The organism is Roseinatronobacter thiooxidans (genome assembly GCF_001870675.1).
GTDB classification, from domain to species: Bacteria; Pseudomonadota; Alphaproteobacteria; order Rhodobacterales; family Rhodobacteraceae; genus Roseinatronobacter; species Roseinatronobacter thiooxidans.
Genome location: NZ_MEHT01000015.1, coordinates 1 through 24,174, shown reverse-complemented (window position 1 = coordinate 24,174; position 24,174 = coordinate 1). Strand labels below are relative to the sequence as shown.

24 protein-coding genes and 1 tRNA gene are annotated in these 24,174 nt (G+C 58.9%); 16 read left to right on the top strand and 9 right to left on the bottom strand.

Going from position 1 to position 24,174, the window contains the following annotated elements:
• Positions 1–101: 101 nt before the first annotated feature.
• On the top strand, positions 102–848 hold the full coding sequence (locus tag BG455_RS08075) for an aspartate/glutamate racemase family protein (RefSeq protein WP_071469482.1): 747 nt from the start codon (positions 102–104) through the stop codon (positions 846–848).
• A 19-nt stretch (positions 849–867) separates the two neighbouring features.
• Here BG455_RS08075 and BG455_RS08070 read toward each other — a convergent pair whose 3' ends face one another.
• From BG455_RS08070 to BG455_RS08045, 6 genes are all read right to left on the bottom strand, one after another.
• Entirely contained in the window at positions 868–1,860 is a 993-nt protein-coding gene (locus tag BG455_RS08070) for an ABC transporter ATP-binding protein (protein ID WP_071469481.1), read from the bottom strand.
• Complete coding sequence (locus tag BG455_RS08065) at positions 1,857–2,873, bottom strand: ABC transporter ATP-binding protein (protein ID WP_071469480.1); 1,017 nt, start codon at positions 2,871–2,873, stop codon at positions 1,857–1,859. The genes BG455_RS08070 and BG455_RS08065 overlap by 4 nt, the downstream gene beginning before the upstream one ends.
• Complete coding sequence (locus tag BG455_RS08060) at positions 2,870–3,754, bottom strand: ABC transporter permease (protein ID WP_071469479.1); 885 nt, start codon at positions 3,752–3,754, stop codon at positions 2,870–2,872. Before BG455_RS08060 ends, BG455_RS08065 begins: the two co-directional genes overlap by 4 nt.
• Positions 3,755–3,759: 5 nt before the next feature.
• Positions 3,760–4,710, bottom strand: coding sequence for an ABC transporter permease (locus BG455_RS08055; protein WP_071469478.1), 951 nt, complete (start codon positions 4,708–4,710; stop codon positions 3,760–3,762).
• A gap of 68 nt (positions 4,711–4,778) precedes the next feature.
• Entirely contained in the window at positions 4,779–6,407 is a 1,629-nt protein-coding gene (locus BG455_RS08050) for an ABC transporter substrate-binding protein (protein ID WP_071469477.1), read from the bottom strand.
• A gap of 370 nt (positions 6,408–6,777) precedes the next feature.
• Positions 6,778–7,251, bottom strand: coding sequence for a hypothetical protein (locus BG455_RS08045; RefSeq protein ID WP_170124772.1), 474 nt, complete (start codon positions 7,249–7,251; stop codon positions 6,778–6,780).
• A 331-nt stretch (positions 7,252–7,582) separates the two neighbouring features.
• Between BG455_RS08045 and BG455_RS08040 the strand changes: the two genes are divergently transcribed.
• The 9 genes from BG455_RS08040 to BG455_RS08000 all read left to right on the top strand — a co-directional run bounded on the left by BG455_RS08040 (position 7,583) and on the right by BG455_RS08000 (position 15,299).
• Positions 7,583–7,672, top strand: a tRNA-Ser gene (locus tag BG455_RS08040).
• 145 nt (positions 7,673–7,817) lie between these two features.
• The gene (locus BG455_RS08035) at positions 7,818–8,471 is read left to right on the top strand and encodes a DUF6538 domain-containing protein (RefSeq protein WP_143079899.1); all 654 of its coding nucleotides are present in this window, start codon (positions 7,818–7,820) and stop codon (positions 8,469–8,471) included.
• Positions 8,472–8,816: 345 nt separating this feature from the next.
• Entirely contained in the window at positions 8,817–9,476 is a 660-nt protein-coding gene (locus tag BG455_RS08030; protein ID WP_071469474.1) for a TetR family transcriptional regulator, read from the top strand.
• 238 nt (positions 9,477–9,714) lie between these two features.
• Positions 9,715–10,536, top strand: a complete 822-nt coding sequence (locus tag BG455_RS08025; protein WP_071469580.1) for an ABC transporter ATP-binding protein — start codon at positions 9,715–9,717, stop codon at positions 10,534–10,536.
• Positions 10,537–10,568: 32 nt separating this feature from the next.
• Entirely contained in the window at positions 10,569–11,342 is a 774-nt protein-coding gene (locus tag BG455_RS08020) for an ABC transporter permease (protein WP_071469473.1), read from the top strand.
• 52 nt (positions 11,343–11,394) lie between these two features.
• A complete protein-coding gene (locus tag BG455_RS08015) occupies positions 11,395–12,423 on the top strand; it encodes an ABC transporter substrate-binding protein (RefSeq protein ID WP_071469472.1) in 1,029 nt (342 codons plus the stop codon).
• 75 nt (positions 12,424–12,498) lie between these two features.
• The gene (locus BG455_RS08010) at positions 12,499–13,974 is read left to right on the top strand and encodes an amidohydrolase family protein (RefSeq protein WP_071469471.1); all 1,476 of its coding nucleotides are present in this window, start codon (positions 12,499–12,501) and stop codon (positions 13,972–13,974) included.
• Positions 13,975–13,986: 12 nt separating this feature from the next.
• On the top strand, positions 13,987–14,412 hold the full coding sequence (locus BG455_RS08005; RefSeq protein ID WP_071469470.1) for a nuclear transport factor 2-like protein: 426 nt from the start codon (positions 13,987–13,989) through the stop codon (positions 14,410–14,412).
• Complete coding sequence (locus tag BG455_RS08000) at positions 14,409–15,299, top strand: polysaccharide deacetylase family protein (RefSeq protein WP_071469469.1); 891 nt, start codon at positions 14,409–14,411, stop codon at positions 15,297–15,299. The genes BG455_RS08005 and BG455_RS08000 overlap by 4 nt, the downstream gene beginning before the upstream one ends.
• A 25-nt stretch (positions 15,300–15,324) precedes the next feature.
• Here BG455_RS08000 and BG455_RS17090 read toward each other — a convergent pair whose 3' ends face one another.
• The gene (locus BG455_RS17090) at positions 15,325–15,624 is read right to left on the bottom strand and encodes a hypothetical protein (protein ID WP_143079898.1); all 300 of its coding nucleotides are present in this window, start codon (positions 15,622–15,624) and stop codon (positions 15,325–15,327) included.
• Between the two features lie 263 nt (positions 15,625–15,887).
• Positions 15,888–16,430: an ATP-binding protein gene (locus BG455_RS07990; RefSeq protein WP_218147534.1), complete on the bottom strand. Its 543-nt coding sequence runs from the start codon at positions 16,428–16,430 to the stop codon at positions 15,888–15,890.
• A 211-nt stretch (positions 16,431–16,641) separates the two neighbouring features.
• Between BG455_RS07990 and BG455_RS07985 the strand changes: the two genes are divergently transcribed.
• The 6 genes from BG455_RS07985 to BG455_RS07960 all read left to right on the top strand — a co-directional run bounded on the left by BG455_RS07985 (position 16,642) and on the right by BG455_RS07960 (position 22,435).
• The gene (locus BG455_RS07985) at positions 16,642–17,514 is read left to right on the top strand and encodes a MurR/RpiR family transcriptional regulator (RefSeq protein WP_071469466.1); all 873 of its coding nucleotides are present in this window, start codon (positions 16,642–16,644) and stop codon (positions 17,512–17,514) included.
• Positions 17,515–17,704: 190 nt separating this feature from the next.
• Complete coding sequence (locus BG455_RS07980; protein WP_071469465.1) at positions 17,705–18,679, top strand: TRAP transporter substrate-binding protein; 975 nt, start codon at positions 17,705–17,707, stop codon at positions 18,677–18,679.
• A 77-nt stretch (positions 18,680–18,756) separates the two neighbouring features.
• Positions 18,757–19,278, top strand: a complete 522-nt coding sequence (locus tag BG455_RS07975) for a TRAP transporter small permease (protein ID WP_071469579.1) — start codon at positions 18,757–18,759, stop codon at positions 19,276–19,278.
• The gene (locus BG455_RS07970) at positions 19,278–20,567 is read left to right on the top strand and encodes a TRAP transporter large permease (RefSeq protein ID WP_071469464.1); all 1,290 of its coding nucleotides are present in this window, start codon (positions 19,278–19,280) and stop codon (positions 20,565–20,567) included. Before BG455_RS07975 ends, BG455_RS07970 begins: the two co-directional genes overlap by 1 nt.
• A 4-nt stretch (positions 20,568–20,571) precedes the next feature.
• Complete coding sequence (locus BG455_RS07965) at positions 20,572–21,264, top strand: aspartate/glutamate racemase family protein (RefSeq protein WP_071469463.1); 693 nt, start codon at positions 20,572–20,574, stop codon at positions 21,262–21,264.
• A gap of 25 nt (positions 21,265–21,289) precedes the next feature.
• On the top strand, positions 21,290–22,435 hold the full coding sequence (locus BG455_RS07960; RefSeq protein ID WP_170124777.1) for an MFS transporter: 1,146 nt from the start codon (positions 21,290–21,292) through the stop codon (positions 22,433–22,435).
• A gap of 106 nt (positions 22,436–22,541) precedes the next feature.
• Here BG455_RS07960 and BG455_RS07955 read toward each other — a convergent pair.
• A partial coding sequence (locus BG455_RS07955) for an ABC transporter substrate-binding protein (protein ID WP_071469461.1) occupies positions 22,542–24,174 on the bottom strand: 1,633 nt, incomplete at its 5' end.

Genomic DNA, 24,174 nt, shown 5'->3' with positions numbered 1-24,174 from the left:
TTCTAATGGGGTCTGCGGTCTGCATTGTTGACAATAAAATTGACAAAATAGCCCAAAGATGGGCATGATGCCCCAACATAACCGGCTGCCGGAGGCGTGACGTGCAAATCTTTGTCTATAATCCCAATTCCAGCGCCGAGATGACAGCGCTGATCGCGCATACCGCACAGGCGGCGGCCAGTGCAGGCTGGCACATTCGCACGCAAGGGGCGCAGCCGCCGGTTCCGCCCAGCATTGAAGGGCACCATGACGAAGCTTTGGCCGTTCCGGCCATGCTTGACGCCTTGCGCCGCGCCGAAGCCGAGGGCGCGCAGGCCCATGTCATTGCCTGTTTTGACGACCCCGGCATTGGGGCCGCGCGCGAGGTGGTGGCCGGTCCCGTGATCGGGATTGCGCAAGCGGCCATGCAGGTGGCCAGCCTGATTGCCAGCCGGTTTTCCGTGGTCACAACCCTGCCGCGCGCCATTCCCATAATCGAGGATCTGGCGCGCAATTATGGCGCGGGTCATTGCTTGCGCCGCGTGCGCGCGGTGGACCTGCCGGTTCTGGCGCTGGAGGCAGACCCCGCGCATGCCCATCACCTGTTGCGGCAGGAAATTCTGGCCGCCAAGACGCAAGACGGGGCGGAAGCCGTTATTCTGGGCTGTGCGGGCATGTCCGAGATGTGCGCGCGCCTGAGCGAGGAGACAGGCATTGCGGTCATAGACGGGGTGCATGCGGCGGTGCGGCTGGCCGGTGCGCTGGCAGGCGGCGGCTACCAGACTGCGAAAACCGGCGCTTATGCGTGGCCGCGCGACAAGTCGCATGACCTGACGCCGGTTGCGCAACTGCGCCGCCCCGCCGGATAAGCGGGCAGGGCACAGTGCCCTATCCTGCATTCTGCAACGCCGTCTTGTCCAGCCGCCGACAGCGTGCCAGATGCCCCGGCGCAATGTCTTGAATGGCAATCGGCTGATTGCGGCACCCTGCATCCGCCAGCGTACAGCGCGGCGCGAAAGGGCAGCCCGCTGGCAGATTGGCCAGATCGGGCGGCGCGCCGGGAATGGCATCAAGCTTCACGCCCTTGACCATCGCATCATGCGCGCGGCTTTTCAGCAGACCCAGCGTATAGGGGTGGCGGGGGCTGCGGATCAGGTCGCGGGCGCTGGCCTGCTCGACAATCTGGCCTGCATACATCACGGCAATCCTGTCCGCGACCTCGATCGCGGCGCCGATGTCATGGGTGACGAACAGAATAGACAGGCCCAGATCGCGCTGCAATTCGCGCAGCAGCAACAAAACCTGTATCTGCACGGTCGCATCCAGCGCGGTGGTGGGTTCATCCGCCAGCAGTAGTTTCGGGCGGCAGGCCAGTGCCAGCGCAATCATCGCGCGTTGGCGCATCCCGCCCGACATCTCATGCGGGTAATTGTCCAGCCGCGATTTCGCCGAAGGGATGCGCACCCGATCAAACAGGTCCAGCGCGCGGGCGCGGGCGTCTTCGCGGCTGATCGTCTCGTGGCGGCGGATCGATTCCACGATCTGGTCGCCCAGTGTATAGACAGGGTCCAGCGCCAAGAGTGGCTCTTGAAAGATCATCGCAGCCTCGCCCCCGCGAAAGGCGGATAGCTGGCGCGCGTTCATGCCCATGACATCGCGCCCGCCGACCAGAATCTGCCCGTCGAGTTTCGAGCGTTTCTCGGGGTTCAGGCGCATGACCGCGCGCATTGTCACGGATTTGCCCGAACCGGATTCGCCAATCAGGGCCACGGCTTCGCCTTCGGCTATATCAAGCGAGACATCGTTGACAGCGCGCACAGGGCGCGTGCCCCCTGTGAAGGTGACGCCAAGATTGCGGATCGACAGGAATGGCGCGGTCATTCTGCGGCCTCTTTGGTGATGGGGGTGATGTAGCCCGACTCCGGGTCATGCGCATGGCAGGCCACAAGGTGTTTGTGCGCACGCTGGGTCAGGGCTGGTTCGCGTTGCGCGCAGACAGACCCCGCGACCGGACAGCGCGTATGGAACCGACACCCCGATGGCGGGTCAATCGGGTTGGGCGGATCGCCTGTCAGCGCAGGTTCCATCGTGCGGTTGTCAGGGTCCATCGAGGGCATGGATGACAGAAGCGCGCGCGAATACGGGTGCAGGGGTGTGGAATAAAGCGCCTCTGAATCGCCGATTTCGGCAACCTTGCCCAGATACATGACCATCACCCTGTCGGATACGAAGCGCACCACATTCAGGTCATGGCTGATGAACACATAGGTCAGACCAAATTCCGCCTTCAGATCGGCCAGCAGGTTCAGCACCTGCGCTTCCACGGATTTGTCCAGCGCCGACACGGCTTCGTCCAGAATGATAACCTTGGGCCGCAAGGCCAGTGCGCGGGCAATATTCACCCGCTGGCGCTGACCGCCCGACAATTCATGCGGATAGCGGCCCGCGAAGCGTGCAGGCTCCAGCCCCACGCGGTTCAGCAGGTCATGGGTGCGCTCCAACGCTTCGCGTGCGGGGGTGCCGTGGACTTTGGCACCAAAGGCGATGTTGTCTTCAATCGTCAGGCGCGGATTCAGCGAGGAGTAGCTGTCCTGAAACACCATCTGCACCTGCCTACGGTATTCCTTCAGCGGCAGTTCGGGGCTGCCCACAAGCTTGCCGTCGAAATACAGCGCGCCGGCGTCAGGGTCGATCAGATGCATCAGCAGCCGCGCCGTGGTGGATTTGCCGCAACCGGATTCGCCCACCACACCCAGCGTTTCGCCCGCGAATACTTCCAGATCAACGCCATCGACGGCGTGGACATTCTTGACTGTGCGGCCAAGAATGCCGCCCTTGATGGGGAAATACTTACGCAGGCCACGCACTGTCAGGATTGCATTTGCTGTGCTCATTGGCGCACCTCCATGGCCGAGCGCAGCCCGTCCGACAGCAGGTTAAAGGAAATCGAGACCAGAAAGATCATCGCACCGGGCAGGGCCGCAACCCATGGCTGCACATAGATCGCTGTGCGCAGGGTGTTCAGCATCAGCCCCCATTCGGGGTTGGGCGGGCGCACGCCAAGGCCCAGAAACGACAGGCCAGAGGCCAGAATCATACTGACCGCGATCAGGGATGTGGCATAGACAAAGATCGGCCCCAGCACATTGCCCAACACATGCACACGCACGATGGTGAAAGCCCCCGCGCCGGACGCCCGCGCGGCCTCGATAAAGTCCGAACTGCGCAGCCGTGTGGTGACCGATTCCGCCACCCGCGCGATGGGCGGGATGAACACAACCGTCAGCGACAACAGCGCATTGCCCAAACCTGCCCCCAGCGCGCCCGAGAGCGCAACCGCCAGAAGCACGGACGGGAAAGCATAGAACACATCGACCGTGCGCATGATCAGCGTGTTGGTCCAGCCACCCGCATAGCCTGCGATAATCCCGATGGCCGAACCGATTATGAAGGCCAGCACAACCGGCGTTACCCCCATCAGCAGCGACAGCCGCCCGCCCCAGATCAGCCGCGAGAGCATGTCGCGGCCCAGTTCATCCGTGCCCAGCAAATGGCCCTCGGTGCCGATGGGTTTCAGCCGGTTGATCAGGCGCCCTTCCAGCGGGTCCATCGGGGCCACCAGCGGCGCGAAAATCGCGGCCAGAAGCAGCAGCAGCAATACAGAGGCGGCGGCCATCGCGGTTTTGTCCCGCACCAGCCGCGCGCCGACATTCTGCCAGTATCCGGCGCTGCGCACGGCGGGAATGACTGGCGTGTTCAAGGTTGCATCAGCCATTTGGGTTACCTCTTGATGCGCGGGTCAAGCGCGCTTTGCATGATATCGACAACCAGATTCAGCACCACAAAGAACAATGCCAGCACAAGGATTGTGCCTTGCAACAGCGGCAGATCACGCTGGAAAATGGCCGAATTCAGCAACATGCCTGTGCCCGGCCAGCTAAAGACCGTTTCGATCAGGATCGACCCGCCCAGCAGATACCCCAGTTGCACGCCCATGACGGCCAGCGCCGTTGGCGCGGCATTCTTGACCACATGCATGAACACGCCGAATTCCGACAGGCCGCGCGCGCGCAGCCCGATGACGAATTCCTGCGCCAGAATTTCCGCAACCAACGCGCGCACTGTGCGCGCGATGATGCCCATTGGGATCACGCTCATGGTGATTGCGGGCAGCACCATATAGCTGAGATGCTCAAGATCGAATTTCCACTGGCTGGACCCGCCCGGCCCTGCGCCTGCGGCAGGCAGCCAGCCCAGCTGCGCCGAGAAGATGATCACCAGCACCATGCCCAGCCAGTAATGCGGGACCGATACGCCGAACACCGCCGCTGCCGATGCGGCCTTGTCCAGTGGCGAGTTGCTGAAATAGCCCGCAACGAAGCCGAAGAAACAACCCAGAACAAAGCCGATGACTGTGGCCACAGAGGCCAGCATCAAAGTGTTGCCCACTGCGCGCATCACTTCGGTTGTCACAGGCCGCCCGGTTGCAATCGAGGTGCCCAGATCGCCTTGCAACGCCCGACCCAGCCACAGGATGAACTGTTCGGGATAGCTGCGGTCAAACCCGTATAGAACGCGCAAGCGGTCCTGCAATTCGACCGAGGCATCGGCAGGCAGGATCGAGATCAGCGGATCACCGGGAGAGATATGGACAAGGGCGAAACACACCACCGACACGCCGAACAGAACGGGTGCGGTGTAGATGATCCGTCGCAGGCTGTAGCCAAGCATGGGGGCGGTCCTTTCGGCAGGGCGAGGAAGCAGGAGGCCCCGGATCAAGTCCGGGGCCGCCGCAGTGATCAGTTCATATCCATCGGTGCAATATCGATGAACCAGCTTTTGGGCTGCACAACGCCGGTCACACGAGAGGACATGGCGCGTGGGCCTGCATCATGCGCCACCCAGACAAATGGCGCTTCTTCGACAATGCGCGCATGCAGACGGGCCAGCGCCGCGTCGCGGGCGTCATCCTCGAAAGTGGTGCGGGCCTCTGCGATCAGGGCATCAAATTCGTCATTGCCGAAATGGCCCCAGTTGTTGGACACAGGCGGGAAGGCCCCTGTCGAGGTGAAGCGCACCATGGCAAAGAATGGGTCCATCGTCGCAAAGGACACATTGATCGCATGCGCGCCATTGGCGGACTCGTCCTTGGCCCCGCGCCGCCAGTTGGTGAACACTGTGTTCCATTCGATCACGTCCAGTTCCACATCGAAGTAGCAATTGCGCAGCGACTGTTGCAGATATTCGTTCATCGGGATCGGCTGCATCTGGCCAGAACCAGAGGCTGATGTCTGCACCTTCACTGTCAGCCGGTTGTCCGCCGAGAAGCCCGCTTCGGACATCAGGCGCTGCGCCTCGTCCAGATCATAGCGGATGTCAAAGGACGGGTTACCCCACCAAGGATGGGTCGGGTCGACTGTGCCTTTGGGAATGCCCATGAAGCCCCCCAGCAGGATCGACAGTTCTTCGCGGTCAAAGCACAGGTTCGCGGCATGGCGCACGCGCTTGTCCAGCCAAGGCGAATCGTCGGCAAAAGACAGCTGCCATGGCCAGACATGTGGCTGCGGGTTGGCATAGATTGTGAAGCCGCGCGATTCGATCTGCGGGATCGCGTCAGGTGCGGGGGCTTCGATCCAGTCGACCTGCCCTGACAGCAAGGCTGCGGTGCGTGCATTGGCTTCGGGCAGCGGCACCAGCACAACGCCATCCAGTTTCGGGGTGCGCTCTGGGTTCCAGTAGTTTGTGTTGGGCGCCAGTTCCAGCCGCTCGCGCGGGGCAAAGGCCGTGACGCGGAACGGGCCGGAACCGGACGGGTCGGCGGCGAATGCGGCCCATGCGGATTCGGCATCGCCTGTTTCTTCAAACTTGGCCTGCCAATGCGCAGGCGAGGCCATGAACAGGTTGGTCAGGTTGATGGGCAGGAAACTGTCGGGTTCAGATGTCGTCAGCTCGACTGTGAACTCATCAATGGCGCGCGCGGACCGCAGTGTTGGCATGCGCGAGGCGGTCACACCAACCTGGCTTGGGTCAAAATGCGGTGCAGATTCATCGAGAACCTTTTGCACGTTCCAGACCACGGCTTCGGCATTGAAAGGGCTGCCATCGTGAAAGGTGACATCGTCGCGCAGGGTGAAGACCCATTTTGTGGTATCTGCGGCATCGACAGCCCAGCTGGTTGCCAGCGATGGAATCACGACCGATGCTTCATCTTCCTTGCTCAGATCCCATGCAGACAGGCTGTCATAGATGGTCATGCCGGTGAAGCGGTTCCCCTCAAAGCCCTGATCGGGCTGACCCAAAGTGCGCGGTATATCAGCAGCCGTCATGCCAATGCGCAAAATCTTGTCTTGCGCCACTGCGCCCCCCGCCAGTGTAAGCACAGAGCTTGCCAGTAGGGCTGAAATTAGATTGGTTTTTGTAAGCGCCATTTACTTTTCCCCTTATGGACCTGCCGATGACCATCGAAGACCCTCGGCGAACTTGGCAACAGTATTGTTGACAATCTGAATTCAGCGCAATTTTTTTGTGTCAGTCAAAGGAAATTTTAAGAAGTTCAGCTGACTGTCGGATGGGTTTATAAATGCCTATAAAATACGCCATGTTGTGCACGGATGCATATTTTTTGTGCGTGATGAGAGGGTAAGGCAGGTTCTGGCGCATTTCGCAGGCCAGCCATAGCCGAAGAATCGTCATAATGCAGCTTCCAGCAGGCCCAGCACGCGGCGCCTGTTCTGATACATGCTGTCTTGAGGGCAGCCAGATAGCGGCTTCAGGCGCTATGAACGCGGGCAAGCGGCGCTATAGCGCATCCCTGTAGAGTTGGTGCAACTCGTGAAAACTTGGAACGCCGTCCACAGGGTATGCGCCGCGCGCGATCAGTTCCTGACGGTGCAGATACAGCACATCCAGCGTCTCGCCTGTGCTGAGATTGGAAAAGTCGCCTGTTGGCGTGTGATGCCCGCGACTGATCGCGGTTATCAAGTAATTGACGCGTGACTCGTGCCAGTTGATGATTTGCTCGGTGCTGGCGGTTGCATAAAGATTTGCACGATTTTCCGCCAGTTCCGCGGTCAGGCCCTGTAAGCGATACGGCAACTCAAGCGCCGTTATACTTGCAGTCTCCAAGACGGACTGAACCTGCGCGCCAAGTGATGTCGTTCCTGTCTGCACCGCCGCGACCGAAGCCACACCCATGCCGACAATGGCCGCAGACAAGACGACCCAATCAACAGTGACAGCGCCAGTTTCGCTTTTTAGAAACTTGTGAAACATCCGCGCCATACTGCCTTTGATTGTTGTGAGAATGGTTCGAGCTAAGCTAGGGTATACCGACCAGCTGAGAAGCTATTTCCAAAATAGGGCATAACGGGTTCAATCTCGGGGCAAAACTAAGATTTCGACGCGCCGTTGCGCCTTTCCCCTTTGCAATGGGCCTGCTGTTTCCGAACGATGAGCTTCCAGCCCAGCACCAAGGGGCTTGCCCCCTCTTGCGCTGGGCCAAGGCAGGCGGTGCCCCGCTGCCATGCAATGCTGCGAAAAGGCGCATGTGACCAACAGTCTTGCTTGATTCCCCCAGAGCGAGCGGCTAATGGGAGCGCGTGCTGGATGGGTGGCCGAGTGGTTTAAGGCTCTGGTCTTGAAAACCAGCGTACGTGAAAGCGTACCGTGGGTTCGAATCCCACCCCATCCGCCACAACGCAGAGTTAATTTAAGAATTTTAGAAAATACTTTCAATAAGTTGATGCTCCTTTTAAGCTTTCTCCGCACATCGCATTCCCTTGAATGCTCGATTTCTTGCTACACATGCGATGGTGTGGGGTGGCGATATGCAGCTGATGATGCGTGGGAAGACATGGCATTTGCGGCGGCGCGTTCCGGCGAAATTTGCGGGAATCGAGCCGCGGCGTGAGGTGTGGGTATCCTTGCAGACCGACTCGCGCCAGCTTGCGGCCCAAAAGGCGCCGGGCGTGTGGGAAAGTCTGGTCTCGGGCTGGGAGGCCCAGCTGGCGGGCAGGTCCGACGACGGGGCCGCGCGGTTTGAGGCCGCGCGCGCGATCGCGGGCAGCCATGGCGTGAGCTACATGCCGATCCGCGATATTGAACAGCTGCCGCTGGAGGCGCTGCTGGCGCGCATTGAGGTTTTGCAACGCCGTGACGGATCGGCGAACCTTGCTGCGGCCCCTGCGGTGCTGGGGGCTGTGGAGGTGCCGTCGATCACCGTGTCGCAGGCCCTAGTGGAATATTGGAAACTGATGCCGGACCGGACCCGTGGCAAAAGCGAGGATCAGAAGCGGCGTTGGGTCAATCCCCGCAAGAAAGCTGTCCGCAACCGGCGCATGGGCCGATCAACGCGCAGTGAAGCTGCGCGTTTGACAGCACATATGCAGCTATTGCACTGCGCAGATGCTCAGCTCTGCGCAGTGCTGACCCTCTCTGTGCCAATAAGCGTGAGACAGACCGGCATCTGTGGCCAGCGGATGCGGGGCCGTTAGCGCGCCACTCATTACGCCATCCGCGCTGTATGTTGTTGAACGGCCCACCCGGCCGCATGCCACGCATGCTCCGCGCCCGTGCGGCTCTGTTTCATGCTATTCTTGTCCGTTTCAGCTACTTTGAAATGCCATGCGACATCGGCAGAAAATTCTATATTTATAACAAAAGCTTAGAATGAACCCCGCCACCAATCAAACGTTCACTTACCTTAACGCGGATTGAAAAGGCGCTTACGCTGAACTTTTCAGCTTATCGAAAAAACTACTTGCGGTGGTGAATTCTGGGGCGTTCAGGTAGACATTTGGCGCAGCATGAATCCAATAAATACGACAGGATAGCTTTTCATGACCGATCCCATAGGCAAGACCGCTCCGCGCAGTCGCGATCCGGAGCGCACACGCGCGCAGTTGATGGACGCGGCTTTGACAGAATTCGGGGATCACGGGTTTCATGGCGCGCGTGTCGACAGGATCACCAAGACAGTCGGCTGCAATGCGAGGCTGTTGTATCACTACTTCGGCAGCAAGGAAAAACTGTATATTGCCGCGTTGGAACACATTTTCACAGACATCCGCGCGCAAGAACGACAGTTGGAACTTGAACGTCTGCCACCGCGCGCCGCAATGGAGCGTCTGGTGGGATTCACCTTCGATTTCTTTGACAGCAACCCGCTTTTTGTAAAAGTTGCGCGTAACGAAAACCTGCTGGAGGGCCGTTATATTGTTCAAACCGAGGCAGTGCGCGCCAGCTCGCAACCTCTCATCGACGCGATCACGAAGATACTAAAACAGGGCTATGCCGAGGGCGCATTTGCCCGCAGTTACGATCCTTTGCAGCTTTATGTCACGATCGTCGCGCTAAGTGCGCATCATCTCAATAATGGCCATACATTCAGCGCGATTTTCGGTGTCGATTTGTTGAGCGTGAAATGGCGGGCGGAACGACGAAGTCACGCGATTGCATTTGTCATGAACGCGTTGGACGCGGTGCCACTGACGCGCTGACGAATCATCCTTTACCCAACAGGAACATGCGTCCCCAAGCGCGGCCCTGGTCACCGGATTTGTTCAAAGTTCGCTAATTTTGCCTGCGCAGATACGCCATAGCGCATAAAAAGCGAGCAAAGCAAAATTAATTCGTCAACTTCTTACTTGAGAGGCTTCTCAAAGCGCCGCGCCCCGTTTTGCTGGGGATATGAACACAATGTTGCATATCACAGACACAGCGAGGGCAGTTCCCAACATGGCATCTGCAACCCATCCCCAACCGGTGCATCCGCGTCCAGCGATTGAGTTGCATGAGACTTCGGTGGTCTTCGGATCGGGCGAGAAGGCTGTAACCGCGCTTACGCCGACGACATTGCGCATGGACCGAGGTGATTTTCTGGCGCTAGTTGGCCCGTCAGGCTGCGGGAAATCGACTATTTTGCGGCTCGTGAGTAATCTGATAAAGCCATCTTCTGGGCAGATCCTGCTTGGCGGGCGCGATGCTGCTGCCAAGGAAATGCGCATCGGCATGGCGTTTCAGAACCCGACCATGCTGCCATGGCTGACGATTGAAAAGAATGTCATGCTGCCGCTCAAGATAGTGGAGCCGTTCAAGCGCAGCTTCCAGCGCGACAAAAAAGGTGCGTATCGTGACCGCGTTCATGCGCTTCTGGCGCAGGTCGGGCTGAAGGATTTTGCCAATCATTTCCCGTGGCAATTGTCCGGGGGCATGTTGCAACGCGCCAATCTGTGCCGCGCGCTGATCCATGATCCTGATCTGCTGCTGCTGGACGAGCCTTTCGGCGCATTGGACCAGTTCACCCGCGAGGAATTGTGGCAAACGCTGCAAGAACTGTATCTTGACCGCAAGCCGACTGTTCTGCTGGTGACGCATGACCTGCGCGAGGCAGGCTTTCTGGCCCGTCGCATCTGCGTGATGAGCGCGCGGCCCGGCCGGATCATCTCCGACAAGGCGGTTACGATGCCGCAGCCGCGCGATATCGGCGTGATCTACACCCCCGAATTCGTCGAGATGACGCAAGGTTTGCGCGAATTGATCGCACAGGTTCGAAAATAGGTCCTGAACCCTATTCAAGGAGAGAGACGCGCATGAATGAGAACATAAAAATCCGGATCATGTCCCTGTCGCTGATCGTCGGTTTCTTTGTGATATGGGAAGTGCTGTGCATCATGCTGGGCGTGTCGGATCTGATTCTGCCGCGCCCCTCTGAAATCGCGGTGACTCTCTGGACACGGTTTCCTGTGCTGTGGCCCCATATCCTTCAGACGCTTTACGCAACGCTGACCGGGTTTTCGCTTGGTGTTATCATTGGCGTCTCCATTGGTGTTCTGATCGGCACATCCCGCGTGGCTTATGGCGTCGCCTACCCGCTGCTTGTCGGCTTTTCGTCTATACCCAAGGTGGCTGTGGTTCCTATTCTGGTTCTGTGGTTCGGGTCCGGTACGACCCCGGCGATCTTGACCGCGATGATCATCTGCGTCTTTCCCATTGTTGTGAATATTTCCACCGGTTTGGCCACTACGGAGCCGGATTTGGAGGATGTGCTGAAGACACTTGGCGCATCGAAGCGTGAGGTGCTCTGGAACGTCGGGCTGCCGCGCACGATGCCCTATTTCTTTGCGTCTCTGAAGGTGGCGATCACGCTATCTTTCGTCGGGGCTGTCCTGTCTGAAACAGTCGCGTCCAATCGCGGCATCGGTAATGTGATGATGACTGCATCGTCCAATTTTCAGGTGTCGCTGGTCTTTGCCGGATTGTTCATTCTCGCCATCATGGGTGTGGCGCTCTACGCCTTTTTCTCGTTTCTTGAAGCCCGCGTAACCGGCTGGGCCACGCGCGGCAAAGATATCGCTGTTACCTGATTGGTGCAGCGCCCAGCAGACCGATCCCTCCACTCGTATAAGGAAATGACTCATGACACCGATATTTAAAGCCGCAACTCTAGCTGTCGTCACAGCATTTGTCCCAGCGCTGGCGACGGCCACGGATATTCGGTTCACGCTGGGTTGGAAAACCCAAGGATCTGATGCGCCCTTCCTGCTGGCGCTCAGCAATGGTTACTTTGCCGAAGAAGGGTTGAACGTCACCATCGACCAAGGCGAGGGATCGGCAGCAACCGTCACGCGCATCATGGGCGGGGCCTATGATGCGGGCTTCGGCGATATCAACGCGATCATCCAGAACGCTGCCCAGCGGCCCGGCGAAGCGCCAGTCATGGTTTACCAACTCTGGAACCGTCCGCCCTTTGCCATCGTGACGCCAAAAAGCGCCGGGATCGAAACCCCTGCCGATTTTGAAGGCAAAACGCTTGGTGGCGCACAAGGCACCCCAACCACACGGCTGTTCCCTGTTTTCGCAGAGATGAACGGCATCGACATCTCGACCATCTCTCAAGAGAGCATGGCCCCCAACCTGCAAGAGCCCATGTTGATCCGGGGTGATATTGACGGGGCATTCGTGTTCACCATTACAAGCTGGTTCAATCTGATCGCCAATCGCCAGAACCCTGCCGAGGATTTCAACTGGTTTCAGTTTGAAGATTACGGGATGGACCTGTATTCCAACGGCCTGATGGTTTCGCGCGGCTTGATTGCGGACAAACCCGAAGCGGTTGCTGGTCTGGTGCGCGCTGTAAACCGGGCCACGCTGGAAGTGGCGACCAATCAGGAAGCGGCGATGGATGCGATCATGGCTTTCGACAATCTGGTGGATCGTGAGAATGAGCGCGCCCGCTTGAATTTCGCATTGACCAACCTGATGAATGCACCCGAAACCGATGAAATCGGGATGGGGGATCTGGTCGATGAGCGCTTGGCGCGGTCGATCGAGATCGTTGCCCAGGGCTATGATCTGGAACGTCTGCCGGAAGCATCGGAAATCTTCGACCGCAGCTTCTTGCCGCCGGTCGAAGCGCGGAGTTTCATCGTCGAGATCAGCGACTAACCTGACCCCGCGCGCCGAGAGCAAAGGTCTTTTCGGCGCGCAAATTTTCAAAAACACAAAAGCCGGTTTGCAAGAATGTGCCCTGCCCAGACGCTTATCCGCGGTGGTCTTGTTCTAGTCGAGAATGACCACTTCGAACAGGTCACTCTTTTGGTGCAGGATGGATCTATTGCCGATATATTTCAAGGTGACGGGCCAGATGACCTGCCCGTAATGGATGCATCGGGCAAAATTGTAATTCCCGGCCTGGTCAATGGTCACACGCATTCGCACGGGGCGTTGGGCCGGGGTGGTGTTCCACAAGACGCGACACTAGAGCAATTTCTGGCTGGTGCCCCTGCCTTGAACGGCACACGCATGACAGAGGATTTGCGCCTGAGTGCGCAGTTATCTGCGGCAGAGATGATCCGCAAAGGCTGCACTTCCTGCTTTGATCTAAGTGTGGAACTGCCAGGCCCATCGGTGGCAGGCTTGCACGCTGTCGCAGACGCCTATTACGGTGCAGGAATGCGCGCAGTTGTGGCGCCTATGATTGCGGACCGCACGATCTACCAAGCGTTGCCCGGATTGCTGGCTGCTTTGCCGGACGAGATGCGGCAGGTGCTTGGGGCGATCACTTTGCCGCCATGGTCCCAGACTTTGGCTGTTTGTGAAGATGCTTTCGCAAGCTGGCCTGTGCCCTTCGACCGTGTGCGGCCGGGTATTGGCCCTGCGATCCCTTTGCACTGCTCTGATGCATTCCTCAGCGCATGTGCCGCCCTTTCAGAGCGGCGCGACATGCCCTTGCAAACCCATCTGGCGGAAACCCGAATGCAACAGGTCGCAGCACAGCAACGTTACGGTACAACATTGACGGCGCATCTGGGCGCACTAGGTATTCTGTCACATCGGTTCAGTGGCGCACATGGGGTCTGGCTTGATCCTGCCGAAGCCCTGCTTCTGGCAAATGCGGGTGCAGGAATTGTCCACAACCCCCTTAGCAACCTTCGACTTGGTTCTGGCATTGCACCGGTCAGGGCGCTGGTCGATGCGGGCGTTGGTCTTGGCGTCGGTACGGATGCCGCCAACACCTCTGATACACAAAACATGTTCGAGGCGATGCGTCTGACCGCGACCTTGTCACGAGCGAACGCCCCGCCGACAAAAAGCTGGGTTACTGCACCCGAGGCGTTCTACATGGCAACCGAAGGCAGCGCGAAAATTCTGGGGTTCGAGCGTGTCGGGCGCATTGCGCGTGGCTGGGCCGCAGACCTGCTGTTTCTGGACCGCGCCTATTGTCACTATGTTCCGTTGCGCGATGTCTTGTCGCAGATCGTGTTCAGTGAAAACGGCGGTGCCCTGCGTGAAGTCATGATTGCGGGTCGCGTCGTCTTTGCTGAGAATAAGGTTCTGACCCTTGACGAGGCTGCTTTGCAGTGCGCCGCGCAGGACGCCGCCCATCGACTGGACGCCGCAAATCACGACACTCGCCTATTCACTGATGCAGCAGGGCTTCTTGTGCGCAGTTTTTGCCATGCGAGCTGCACAGCGCATCCTCTCCCGATCCACTAGAAAGGACATAGAATGGACCAGAAAACAGATCCCCTGATCGAGGCAAAGCAACTTGTGGAAACATATCTGGAACTGTCCATGATTCCCGACCCTGTCGGTGCCTCTGCTTGCCTAAGCCCAGATTTTGAGTTGGTTTTTACCGGCGGTCGGCTGTTCAAGGGCCCGGCGGAAAGTGCAGCGTTCAACGCCAAGAGATATGCTTGGGTTAAAAAACGCTTCTTGCGCACGGATGCCGCGCTTGATGCGGAAACGGGCGATGTGCATGTTTACAATACCGGATACCTGTATGGCGAATGGCATGACGGCACGGGTTTTGAAACCAACCGCTATATGGACAAATTCATCGTCAGGGACGGGAAACTGGTCCGCACAGATGTCTGGAATGACAGTGCAGAAATCCTTCTTTCAAAAGCCGGTTTGGCAGAGGCAGCGCTGTGAGAAAACTGCCCTGTCATAACCGTTACGATTACGTTCCAATCACACGCCGCCCGGATTATAACTGGCCCAACGGCAGTCGATTGGCCGTTTATATCGGCCTTAATCTTGAGCATTTTGCCTTTGGTGAAGGGTTGGGGGCTGAAATAGCGCCGGGTGGTCCGCAACCCGATGTGCTCAATTACGCGTGGCGCGATTATGGCAACCGCGTCGGCGCCTGGCGGATGATGGAGATGTTCGATGCGCTGAACCTGCCGGTCAGCGTGCTCGCCAATAGTGCGATGTATGACTACGCCCCAGAGTTGATGACGGCGTTTCGGGCGCGCGGTGATGAGGTGCTGGGGCATGGGCGCAGCAATTCGGAGCGCCAGAGCATTTTGTCCGCTGATGATGAAGCGCAGCTGATTGCCGAAGCCAGCGCCAAAATCACCGAGCAGGAAGGCACACCGCCCAAAGGATGGTTGTCGCCATGGATTGCAGAAAGCAATGTTACCCCCGATCTGCTGGTTGAGGCAGGCTATGGCTACAGTCTCAACTGGTGCATGGATGACCAGCCAGTCTGGATGCGCACGCGCGCAGGTCGCCTGCTCTCAATCCCCTATCCGCAAGAGGTGAACGACATTCCGTCAATCGTCGCCCGCAAGGATGGCGCCGCACAATTTGCCGATATGATTGTGGATAATTTTGATGAAATGCTGCAGCAAGCACGGTCACAGCCGCTGGTGATGGGCATCGCGCTTCATCCCTATCTTGTCGGCCAACCTTACCGGCTCAGACACTTGCGCCGCGCGCTCAATCACATCGTCACCCATAGCGACCAGATATGGCTGACAAAGGCTGGTGATATCTTTGAGTACTGCAATACCGAAATAAAGGATTTGATTGTCTGAATAGCTGCGGAAAGCATGGATCTGCCTACTCCTGCGAATGATAATCACCATGCGCCCGACGGCCGACTGCTTTGGCCTTAAGCTGCGGATGCAATGCGGCAAGTTCACAGGTGGCCGCCCAACCGGCGAAATCCTCGGTGCCGTCATGACCGGGGATATTCCAGCATGCCGGGTTGCAGGCCCGGTCGGGGTGAACACGGTCCGGTTCAAGCTGTATAATCTGGATCCGATCCGGCTCCGCCCGCCCCGAGTTGTTCAGGAATCCGCCTGAGTTTTCAGTTCGTTCTAAGCCAACAAAGGCCCGCTTCGGCGGGCCTTTGTTCATACATCCTCTACGCCGGGGGGATTATTGGTCCGAATTGGGAGAAGTTTTCCCCCGACGCTCCTATGCGCCCATTGAAAAGAAAAGATTTCTTATCTTGACCGGGAGGAACTATGCTCGCAGGGACAGTTGTTGTCCCTTCTTTCAGATTTCAAAATTTTGTAAGAATTTTCGAAATTGCGGCGAAAAATGAAGCGGGCCGAAATGCCGTTTTATGAAATCCTATCAATCACTTGAGTTGATATCTGTCGGTTGCCGGGCATGTTTCACAACGAAACATCGAAGCGGGTGGAGGTACCGTCCGGCGCGGATAACCGCCGGTCGACCCGCTCGACATCGTTTGTGGCCGCGATGAGGATGACGCCTTCTGTGGCGGATAAACGGTCAAGGAGCGTGCGAAGGCCATTGATGACGCCGATCATGTAGCCAGAAACCAGCTGACCACGCCTATGAAAAGAGTCAATATTGTCCAGAAACCAGACGCAGGGCGCGCCAGCAGACGCACGATCTGCGGAGGCATTCAGCTCGCGTAGAAAGTCACCCTGGTGCCCGTACCGCTGACAATCCGAATAGCTCGTCTTGACGAAGGTTATACCCGCTGTCCCCGCAAGTGCTTGCGCAAGAAGGGTTTTTCTGGTCCCGGGAGGGCCAGCCAACAAGAAAGACTTGGTGACCTCATTCCAATCCAGCCGACCGGCGCGCCACTCCTCAAGATCGCGCACAACCTGGTGCAGCGCCGTAACGGCCTCCGGCTGACCGTATACGTCGCCCAACGTCGGTCCGGTGGAAACTGAAGGGCGCTTGACCACAAACCGGTGAAAGCGGGCAGCTGCCTGATCGGGCGTTTCCGCCGCGAAGATCGGCGTCGGGTGGATCTAGGGCACCAAGGCCAGAACTGCATCCTCCACGCCCTTGCATTGTCCGGCACATGCGGCGGGAGGATTGCGCAATTTGAGAGAAGATTGCAAAGTTGTGGCAAACATCTGGCATATTCACCATTAACTCGGGTAGCAATATGGCATGACACCTGTAATCTCCGGATCATATGTTGCAAGAATAAGGGCCGCGCTGCCATCGCTGCATCCCAGCGAACGGCGGCTGGCGGATACGATTCTGAATTTCCCGGGCGAGATTGCCAGCTATTCTGCAACCGAACTGGCGCAGCTGGCGAATGTCTCGAATGCGACTGTCACGCGCTTTGTGCGGCGGTTGGGGTATGACAGTTTCGATCAGGCCCGCCAAGCAGCGCGCGCCACCCAGCAAGCGGGCGCGGCAGTGTTTCGCGTATCTGCCAGCGATCAGGGGCCAGAGGGCGCATTGATGGCCCAGATTGCGCAGGGGCGCCAGAATGTCGAGAACAGCTTCGCCGCCATTTCGCTGGCTGAAATCGACGATCTGGCCGATGCCATTTTACAGGCCGGACGGGTCTGGATTATCGGTTTTCGGACAGCGCAGGCATTCGCGGTCTATCTGTCTGCGCAAATCGGTCAGATCGTGCCGAATGTGACTGTATTGCCGCAAGCCGGGCAGACACTGGCCGAAAGTCTGGGCAGCATTGCGAAAGATGACGTGGTGATCGTGTTTGCGCTGCGGCGCACCGTGCGCCAATTGCCTGCACTATGCCGCGAATTGGGCAATGGCCCGGCGCGTGCGGCGTTAATCAGCGACGAAACGCACCGGCAAGGGCCTGAAACAGTGCCTGTGGCGGCGGAACTTTCGGCGCAGTGGCGGTTTGTAGTGCAGACAACCGCGCCCGGCCCCTTGTTCAACCACGCCGCCGTTCTGACGCTGTGTCACATCCTTGCCACCCGCGTGCTAGAGCGCTCTGGCCTTGCGGGGCGCAAGCGCCTTTTGGCGATCGAAGCGCTGCATGATTCGCTTGACGAGCTTTGACTGCGGCGCTTTCAAACCGCCCGATCCCTAAGCAATCACTGCCCAAACGCCCAAAAAATTCGTGTTTTTGGGGCAGGCAGACTGAAATTCTCTTGTGAAAAAAACTTTTCGTGTAATCATCAAGCGAAAAAATACTACCGTAGCCTTGCCAGTATCAGGCGCTTCGCCACTTCAACACGAGAGGTAAACCATGTCCTTTTCGCTTCGCATGTCCGTTCTTGCCGCGTCCTTTGCCACGCTGCCCGCATTTGTGCAGGCGCAGGTTCTGCAAATCAATTCTTCGCTGCCCGATGGCAGTTTCGCCCATGCTTTCCTGACCGAGTTCAAAACCCGCGTAGAGGCGGAATTGCCCAGCATGGATGTTCAGATTTTCATGGGCAACACGCTGGGGTCCGAAGAAGATGTGCTTCAGGGCTTGGGTTTTGGTACCCATCACGCATCGCTTTCTGCATCGGCTGTGGTGCAGGTCAATCCGCGTACAGCGGTGTTTGATCTGCCCTATCTGTTTGAAAACCGCGACAAGGTGCAGGAATTCGCAGCCTCGCCCGCGTTTGACATGCTGGCTGAAGGGTTTGCAGGGCGCGGCATCGTGCTGTCTGCACTGTGGGATAACGGCTTTCGCGTCATTACCAATTCGGTGCGTCCCATCGTGACCCCCGAAGACCTGCGCGGGCTGAAAATCCGCACTCCCACCTCGCGCCAGCGGGTGGCCATGTTCAACACATTAGGTGCGAATGCCACGCCGTTGTCATTTGGCGAAGTGTATTCGGGCCTTGATCAGGGTGTGATCGACGGGCAGGAGAACCCCGCCCAGATCGCCGACAGCGCGCGTCTCTATGAGGTGCAAAGCTACATGTCGCTGTCGAACCATGTCTATCTGCCCACTTTCATGCTGTTTGGAGAGACGTGGTTGAACGCCCAGACGCCCGAAGTGCGTGAAACCGTGTTGCGCATCGCGGCAGAGACTGCGCCATGGACCTTCGCTTGGGGCGAGGAAACAGATTCCCGCATTCTGGAAGAACTGGCCGACAAGATCGCCATCAATGAGGTCGATTTTGAAGCCTTTCAAGCCGCAGCCCTGCCGCTGTATGATGATCCGCTGTTCGTGGATGCCATCGGCGCTGACATGATCGCAGTAACGCGTGAAGTCCTTGGCCTAGAGTAAGTGCCTGCGCGGCCTTGCGCCTGTGATCGCAAGGCCGCATCCCATCAATCGCTCGCCCCCGAATGCAGGAGAATGTCATGGACAGTCTCGGAAAAGTCGTGATCTGGCTTGACCGGCTGATGTGCCGCGCGTTGGATCTATTCACGATCATTGTTGCCGGTATCTTGCTGGTTTTGTTGAATTTCGCTGTGTTTTCACGTTTTGTGCTGAATTCTTCCGTGTCATGGGGTGAAGAACTGCCCGCGCATATTCTGGCCATGCTGACCTTCATCGGCGCGGCCTATCTGACCCGCACGAACGAGCATTTGGGTTTTGATTCCTTCGCGCGCTCGCTCAATCTGGGGGTGCAGCGGGTGCTGGCCTGCATCAACCAGATCCTGATGGCGGGCTTTGGTGCGGCACTGTTCTGGTATGGGGGACGCGCGGCGCTGAGTTTCATGGGCCGCACCCTGATTTCTGTCGATCTGCCGATGATCCTGTTTCGCGGCGCTGTGCCTGTGGGCGGCGCGCTGATCGTGCTGATCTGCACTGTCCGGCTGGTCGGTCTGATCATGGGCCGGATCAATCCCGGTGAATTGCTGCCCGAAGGAGACGCGTGATGTTTCTTGCCCCCGGATATATCATCCTGATCCTGCTGATCGGCCTGTTGATGATGGGCGTGCCGATTGCTTTCGTGCTGGGCATTACCGCCACGGTGATGATCTTTCTTGATCCGGCCGTCGTGCCGATGATCATCGGCCTGATCCCCTTTGGCGGCGCGAATAACTACCTGCTGGTTGCTGCACTTCTGTTCATGATCGCGGGCGAGGTGATGAATCAGGGCAAGATCGCGGAAAAGCTGATCGCCTTCGCCTCGTCCCTTGTGGGGCATATCCGGGGCGGGTTGGCACATGTCAACATTCTGACTTCGTTGTTCTTTTCCGAGATTTCGGGCACCGCCACATCGGACGCCGCAGCCATCGGGTCGGTGATGATCCCGCAGATGAAGCGGCGCGGCTATTCGGCGGCCTTTGCGGCGGCTGTCACTTCAACCTCGGCCACGATGGCGATTATCGTGCCGCCCTCGCTGAATCTGATCCTGTATGCCTATGTCGCCAATGCCTCGATTGCAGAACTGTTCGCCGCAGGCATCCTGCCGGGCTTTCTGGTCTGTTTCCTGCTGTTGATGACCGCCTATTTCATCGCTGTCATCAAAGGTTTCCCGACAGAGGGCGCGTTCAGCTTTGCCCGCGTGCTGGACACAGGCAAGGACGCAGCGCTGCCGCTGACCCTGCCGATCCTGATTCTTGTGGGTATTCTGGGCGGTATCTTCACCGCGACAGAGGCAGGCGCGGTTGCGGCGCTCTGGTCCATTGTCATGGCGGTTCTTGTCTACCGCACGCTGAGTTGGGCCAGCTTTGTCGATACGCTGCGCATTGCGGGTAAACGCTCGGCCATGCTGATGTTCATTGTTGCCACATCCACGCTTCTGGGCTGGTATCTGACCAACCAGCGCATTCCGCAGGATATTGCCAACGCCATCCTTGGGATTTCGGAAAACTATTGGGTTGTGTTGCTTGCGATCAATGTGTTTTTCCTGCTGGCGGGCACGATCGTGCATGGCACACCGGCAATCCTGATGCTGGTGCCGATCTTCCTGCCACTGGCCGACCAGTTGGGCATTGATCGGGTGCATTTCGGGCTGATCATTACGCTGAACCTCGGGATTGGCCAGCAGACGCCGCCCGTGGCCTCGGTGGTGCTGATCACCTGCTCGATTGCGAAAATCTCCATCGGGCAGATCATTCCGCCGCTGATGATGTTCATTGGCGCAATGCTGGTGGCGCTGACGCTGGTCAATATCTTTCCGGCGATCTCGCTTTGGTTGCCATCGATCCTTCTGGGGTAGAGCCATGAACCTTCTGATCATAAACCCCAATTCCTCGGCCACGGTCACTGCGCGGATAGATGCTGCCGCACAGGCGGCCCGCCAGCCGGGCGAGCGGATCACCACGATCTGCGCCACCGGCGCGCCCGAGTTGATCGTCACCCCCGAAGATGCCAGCGCGGCAGAACTGGCGGTAACGCAGACCCTTGCCAACTGGCACCAGCCTGTGGACGGGGTGATCCTTGCCTCTTTCGGCGATACGGGACTGGATGCGGTGCGCGCGCAGACGCGCGTTCCAGTGGTGGGCATTGCGCAATCGGCCTATGCGATGGCCTCGGTTCTGGGGCCGCGTATGTCCATTGTCTCTTTCGCGCCAACAATGGCAGAGGCGTTGCGCAAGACAGCACTTGGCTACGGACATGGTGACCGGCTGGCCGCCATGCATATGGTCGAAGGGGCCAGTTGGGATGACCCCGGCGCGATACAGGACCAGCTTGCCCCGCAGTTGCTTGCGCTGTGCCAGAAATCCGCGCGCGAGGATGGCGTCAGCAGCATTGTTCTGGGCGGGGGGCCACTGGCCGGTCTGGCCGCGCGCTTGCAATCCCGGGTTGGGGTTTCGCTGATCGATGGCACCACAGCGGCAATCGCCACACTGCGCGTGGCCCTTGGCGCGGACCCGCACACACAGGCCCCCAGCCACCGCGTTCTGCACGGTTGAGATGACGGGGCAGGCCCGCGCCAGAATGCAGTTTGCGCTGATCTTTGCGGCCCATGCATTGGGGGCAATGTCTGTGCTGTCGGTTCTGACGGCTGGGCCACAACTGACCACCGCGCTGGGGCTGACGCCTGTGCAACTTGGCGGGTTGGCCAGCATTTATTCTGCGGCCCTTGCCGCAGCGTCGCTGCCAGCGGGTTTGGTGACCGATCGCCTTGGCACCCGCGCAGCGCTGACGCTGTCGGCCTTTGGCATTGCCACAGGGCTGGCTGTCACGGCTGCGTCTGGCGGGTTTGCGCAAATGGGTGCGGGCATGGCGCTGTGTGGTGCGGGCTATGGCCTGATCAACCCTGCGGCGGGGCGTGCGATTACATTATGGTTCACGCCACAATGGCGCACCACCTTGCTCAGCCTGAAACAGACAGGTGTGCCAGCAGGTGCTGCATTGGGCAGTCTGACAGCCCTTCTGGGGCCTGTCTGGGGCTGGCAGGCCGGAATAGTTTGTGCGGCCCTGATCGCATTTCTTGCAGGCGGTCTGTTTCTGCTTTTGCTGCCGTCAGAGGGACCGCAGCCAGCACACGCCGCGCCGCGCCGCAATCCCTTGTCCGAAATACTGGCGCTGCCAGACCTTGGCCGCGCCAATCTGGCCGCTGGGCTGACCAACGGCATGCAATTCGCCCTGTGGGCCTATTTGCCAGAGCTTTTGCAGCGCTCTTTCGGGGCGGGGGCTGCCGTGCTTGGGCTATGTCTGGCGGCATTGCATCTGGGCACGTTTCTGGGGCGGGTCGCTTGGGGTGTGCTGACCGACCGGCTGTTGCGCGGTGATCCGGCGCACGGCTTGCGGGTGCTGTGCGCGCTTGCTCTGGCGGGGGTGGGGGCGCTGGGCGCTGTCATGCTGGTGGCAAGCCCTGTTCTGGCTGTTGTGGCCTGTTTTGTGCTGGGCTTTACCATCTGCGCGGCGGTTGGGCTGCATGTTGCCCTGACGGCCCGTATCGCACCTGATCACCTGCTGGGGGGCGCGCTGGGCTATACAATGCTTGTCACCAACCTTGGCGGCGTTGGCGTGCCCATGCTGCTGGGGCTTGTCGTGTCTTTTTCCGGAATTGGCGGTGCAGCGCTGGCGCTTGCCATCTTGGTGGGGCTGGTTTTCGGCTTGCTTAGCAAGCTCGCCTAACCAAGGCGCGCCGCGTGAAAGCGGGCGCGGCGGGTGACATGTCACAAACCGCCCCGCCCGAAGTTAGCCGAGGCCACGCGCATGCGCGCGGCCCCGACAGGGAGGGTTACTCTGTCCAGCGGCGGATCAACTCGTCATAGGCGACGGTCATGGGCGTGCCCTTCTCGTCGTCCAGTGCGGGCCAAGGCGCGCCGGGCTGTTCCAGCCAATAGGCTTCGTCACGCGGCTCGTTCAGCGCGGGGCCGAATTCGCCCTGTACGCCTGCGCGTTCCAGACGGGCCATGACAGCTTCCTGCTGGTCACATAGCGCGTTCATGGCTTCCTGTGCTGTGCGGGCCCCCGAGGACGCATCCCCGATATTCTGCCACCACAGTTGCGCCAGACGCGGGTAATCCGGCACGTTGAAGCCTGTATCGGTCCACAGATCGCGTTCGGGCGAGCGGTAGAATTCCACCAGACCACCCAGACGCGGCGCGCGTTCGGTGAAGCTGTCGTGCTGGATGGTCGATTCACGCACAAAGGTCAGCCCGTAATGCGATTTCGCCACATCCACAGTCTTGGATGCGATGAACTGCGCATACAGCCATGCCGCCTGCGCGCGGTCCACAGGGGTGGATTCCAGCAGCGTGGCAGAGCCTACGTCCTGATAGCCGACCTTCATGCCCTCCTGCCAGTAAGCGCCGTGCGGGCTGGGGGCCATGCGCCATTTGGGCGTGCCATCCTCATTCATCACGGGCAGATCATCGGCAACCATGTCAGCCGTGAAGGCGGTATACCAGAAGATCTGCTGCGCCACATTCCCTTGCGCCGGAACAGGCCCCGCTTCAGAGAAGTTCATGCCATTCGCGGCGGGTGGTGCATAGTTTTGCAGCCAATCGACATATTTCTCGATTGAATAAACCGCAGCCGGGCTGTTGGTGGCCCCGCCGCGCGCCATGCAAGACCCGACAGGCTGGAAGTTGTCATTGACGCGAATGCCCCATTCATCGACCGGAACACCATTGGGCAGGCCAAGGTCGGACGCACCGGCCATGGACAGCCACGCATCGGTAAAGCGCCAGCCCAGCGACGGGTCACGACGCCCGTAATCCATGTGGCCATAGACCGTCTGGCCATCAATCTCGCGGCCCGTGAAGAAGGCGGCAATATCCTCATATGCCGACCAGTTCACAGGAACGCCCAACTCGTAACCGTATTCTTCTTCGAACGCGGCCTTGATTTCGGGATCGTTGAACCAGTCATACCGGAACCAATACAGGTTCGCAAATTGCTGCACCGGCAACTGGTACAGTTTGCCATCCGGGCCGGTGGCCATGCTGATGCCGATGAAATCATCCAGATCAAGGCCGGGGTTGGTGACAGATGCGCCATCGCCCGCCATCCAGTCGGTCAGGTTGCGGGTCTGCTGGTAGCGCCAATGGGTGCCGATCAGGTCTGCGTCATTGATATACATGTCAAAGACGTTTTCGCCGGTCTGCAACTGGGTCTGCAGGCGTTCCACCACATCGCCTTCGGAAATCAGCGTATGGGTCAGGTTGATGCCTGTCATCGCGCTGAAGGCTGGTGCCAGAACATTGGCTTCCCACTCATGGGTGGTCAGGGTTTCGGACACGACATTGATGGTCATGCCACGGAACGGCTCTGCCGCGTCGATAAACCATTGAACTTCGGCTTCCTGCTCCTCTCGTGTCAGGGCCGACATGTCGCCTATATGTTCATCAAGAAACGCGATGGCGGCG

What these genes read in the sequence shown, in the direction of transcription:
- BG455_RS07970 (WP_071469464.1), top strand. Translation starts at nt 19,278, where the DNA reads ATGTTTCTTGCCCCCGGATATATCATCCTGATCCTGCTGATCGGCCTG.
- BG455_RS08060 (WP_071469479.1), bottom strand. Translation starts at nt 3,754, where the DNA reads ATGGCTGATGCAACCTTGAACACGCCAGTCATTCCCGCCGTGCGCAGC.
- BG455_RS08035 (WP_143079899.1), top strand. Translation starts at nt 7,818, where the DNA reads ATGCGTGGGAAGACATGGCATTTGCGGCGGCGCGTTCCGGCGAAATTT.
- BG455_RS08045 (WP_170124772.1), bottom strand. Translation starts at nt 7,251, where the DNA reads ATGTTTCACAAGTTTCTAAAAAGCGAAACTGGCGCTGTCACTGTTGAT.
- BG455_RS07960 (WP_170124777.1), top strand. Translation starts at nt 21,290, where the DNA reads ATGCAGTTTGCGCTGATCTTTGCGGCCCATGCATTGGGGGCAATGTCT.
- BG455_RS08050 (WP_071469477.1), bottom strand. Translation starts at nt 6,407, where the DNA reads ATGGCGCTTACAAAAACCAATCTAATTTCAGCCCTACTGGCAAGCTCT.
- BG455_RS07985 (WP_071469466.1), top strand. Translation starts at nt 16,642, where the DNA reads ATGACACCTGTAATCTCCGGATCATATGTTGCAAGAATAAGGGCCGCG.
- BG455_RS08030 (WP_071469474.1), top strand. Translation starts at nt 8,817, where the DNA reads ATGACCGATCCCATAGGCAAGACCGCTCCGCGCAGTCGCGATCCGGAG.
- BG455_RS08020 (WP_071469473.1), top strand. Translation starts at nt 10,569, where the DNA reads ATGAATGAGAACATAAAAATCCGGATCATGTCCCTGTCGCTGATCGTC.
- BG455_RS08025 (WP_071469580.1), top strand. Translation starts at nt 9,715, where the DNA reads ATGGCATCTGCAACCCATCCCCAACCGGTGCATCCGCGTCCAGCGATT.
- BG455_RS08065 (WP_071469480.1), bottom strand. Translation starts at nt 2,873, where the DNA reads ATGAGCACAGCAAATGCAATCCTGACAGTGCGTGGCCTGCGTAAGTAT.
- BG455_RS17090 (WP_143079898.1), bottom strand. Translation starts at nt 15,624, where the DNA reads ATGAACAAAGGCCCGCCGAAGCGGGCCTTTGTTGGCTTAGAACGAACT.
- BG455_RS08070 (WP_071469481.1), bottom strand. Translation starts at nt 1,860, where the DNA reads ATGACCGCGCCATTCCTGTCGATCCGCAATCTTGGCGTCACCTTCACA.
- BG455_RS08015 (WP_071469472.1), top strand. Translation starts at nt 11,395, where the DNA reads ATGACACCGATATTTAAAGCCGCAACTCTAGCTGTCGTCACAGCATTT.
- BG455_RS07965 (WP_071469463.1), top strand. Translation starts at nt 20,572, where the DNA reads ATGAACCTTCTGATCATAAACCCCAATTCCTCGGCCACGGTCACTGCG.
- BG455_RS08055 (WP_071469478.1), bottom strand. Translation starts at nt 4,710, where the DNA reads ATGCTTGGCTACAGCCTGCGACGGATCATCTACACCGCACCCGTTCTG.
- BG455_RS07980 (WP_071469465.1), top strand. Translation starts at nt 17,705, where the DNA reads ATGTCCTTTTCGCTTCGCATGTCCGTTCTTGCCGCGTCCTTTGCCACG.
- BG455_RS08005 (WP_071469470.1), top strand. Translation starts at nt 13,987, where the DNA reads ATGGACCAGAAAACAGATCCCCTGATCGAGGCAAAGCAACTTGTGGAA.
- BG455_RS08010 (WP_071469471.1), top strand. Translation starts at nt 12,499, where the DNA reads ATGTGCCCTGCCCAGACGCTTATCCGCGGTGGTCTTGTTCTAGTCGAG.
- BG455_RS07975 (WP_071469579.1), top strand. Translation starts at nt 18,757, where the DNA reads ATGGACAGTCTCGGAAAAGTCGTGATCTGGCTTGACCGGCTGATGTGC.